Here is a 2,500-nt window from a genome sequence, read left to right on the forward strand (position 1 = left end):
GGTGCCTGGCAGTGTCCTACTCTCGCATGGCGAATGCCACACTACCATCGGCGCTACCGCGTTTCACTTCTGAGTTCGGCATGGGATCAGGTGGTTCCACGGCGCTATTGCCGCCAGGCAAATTCTTAATCTAGAAAGCTGACGTGAATAACGAAATGCCTGTTGGCTTCGCTATCACTGAATTTGAGTAGTTCGTTCATTCGCTACAAGGCCCAGAACACTTCTTGGGTGTTGTATGGTTAAGCCTCACGGGTAATTAGTACGGGTTAGCTCAATGCATCGCTGCACTTACACACCCCGCCTATCAACGTTGTGGTCTCCAACGGCCCTTTAGGACCCTCAAGGGGTCAGGGATGACTCATCTCAGGGCTCGCTTCCCGCTTAGATGCTTTCAGCGGTTATCGATTCCGAACTTAGCTACCGGGCAGTGCCACTGGCGTGACAACCCGAACACCAGAGGTTCGTTCACTCCGGTCCTCTCGTACTAGGAGCAACTCCCTTCAATCATCCAACGCCCACGGCAGATAGGGACCGAACTGTCTCACGACGTTCTGAACCCAGCTCGCGTACCACTTTAAATGGCGAACAGCCATACCCTTGGGACCGACTTCAGCCCCAGGATGTGATGAGCCGACATCGAGGTGCCAAACACCGCCGTCGATATGAACTCTTGGGCGGTATCAGCCTGTTATCCCCGGAGTACCTTTTATCCGTTGAGCGATGGCCCTTCCATTCAGAACCACCGGATCACTATGACCTACTTTCGTACCTGCTCGACCTGTCCGTCTCGCAGTTAAGCTGGCTTATGCCATTGCACTAACCTCCTGATGTCCGACCAGGATTAGCCAACCTTCGTGCTCCTCCGTTACTCTTTGGGAGGAGACCGCCCCAGTCAAACTACCCACCAGGCACTGTCCGCGAGCCCGATTCAGGGCCCTGCGTTAGAACATCAAACATACAAGGGTGGTATTTCAAGGACGGCTCCAGCGCAACTGGCGTCACGCCTTCAAAGCCTCCCACCTATCCTACACATGTAGGTTCAATGTTCAGTGCCAAGCTGTAGTAAAGGTTCACGGGGTCTTTCCGTCTAGCCGCGGGTACACCGCATCTTCACGGCGAATTCGATTTCACTGAGTCTCGGGTGGAGACAGCATGGCCATGGTTACACCATTCGTGCAGGTCGGAACTTACCCGACAAGGAATTTCGCTACCTTAGGACCGTTATAGTTACGGCCGCCGTTTACCGGGGCTTCGATCAAGAGCTTCGCTTGCGCTAACCCCATCAATTAACCTTCCGGCACCGGGCAGGTGTCACACCCTATACGTCCACTTTCGTGTTTGCAGAGTGCTGTGTTTTTGATAAACAGTCCCAGCCATCTGGTCACTGCGACTCCCGTCAGCTCCATCCGCAAGGGACTTCACCAACAAGAGCGTACCTTCTCCCGAAGTTACGGTACTATTTTGCCTAGTTCCTTCACCCGAGTTCTCTCAAGCGCCTTGGTATTCTCTACCCGACCACCTGTGTCGGTTTGGGGTACGATGACTTGTAATCTGAAGCTTAGAGGCTTTTCCTGGAAGCAGGGCATCAATGGCTTCCACACCGTAGTGTGTTCGTCTCGTGTCTCAGCGTTGCACCTCCGGATTTACCTAAAGGTACCGCCTACGCACTTTCACCAGGACAACCGTCGCCTGGCCCACCTAGCCTTCTCCGTCCCCCCATCGCAATTACAAGTCGTGCAGGAATATTAACCTGCTTCCCATCGATTACGCCTTTCGGCCTCACCTTAGGGGTCGACTCACCCTGCCCCGATTAACGTTGGACAGGAACCCTTGGTCTTCCGGCGAGGAGGCTTTTCACCCCCTTTATCGTTACTTACGTCAGCATTCGCACTTCTGATATCTCCAGCATACCTCTCGATACACCTTCGCAGACTTACAGAACGCTCCCCTACCACTTGCACTAAGTGCAAATCCGCGGCTTCGGTGCCTGGTTTGAGCCCCGTTACATCTTCCGCGCAGGCCGACTCGACTAGTGAGCTATTACGCTTTCTTTAAATGATGGCTGCTTCTAAGCCAACATCCTAGCTGTCTGAGCCTTCCCACATCGTTTCCCACTTAACCAGAACTTTGGGACCTTAGCCGGCGGTCTGGGTTGTTTCCCTCTTCACGACGGACGTTAGCACCCGCCGTGTGTCTCCCGGATAGTACTTACTGGTATTCGGAGTTTGCATGGGGTTGGTAAGTCGGGATGACCCCCTAGCCCAAACAGTGCTCTACCCCCAGTAGTATTCGTCCGAGGCGCTACCTAAATAGCTTTCGGGGAGAACCAGCTATCTCCGAGTTTGATTGGCCTTTCACCCCCAGCCACAGGTCATCCCCTAACTTTGCAACGTTAGTGGGTTCGGTCCTCCAGTTGATGTTACTCAACCTTCAACCTGCCCATGGCTAGATCACCCGGTTTCGGGTCTACACCTTGCAACTAGACGCCCAGTTAAGACTC

General features: G+C 53.8%; 2 rRNA genes (1 of these 2 cut by a window edge). Both read right to left on the minus strand.

Annotated features, from left to right (window positions below):
• Window positions 1–3 precede the first annotated feature (3 nt).
• Window positions 4–118 (minus strand): 5S ribosomal RNA (gene rrf / locus WE862_RS00005).
• Window positions 119–235: 117 nt separating this feature from the next.
• Window positions 236–2,500 (minus strand): 23S ribosomal RNA (locus WE862_RS00010); it runs 625 nt beyond the window's last position.

The organism is Aeromonas jandaei, assembly GCF_037890695.1.
GTDB lineage: Bacteria > Pseudomonadota > Gammaproteobacteria > Enterobacterales > Aeromonadaceae > Aeromonas > Aeromonas jandaei.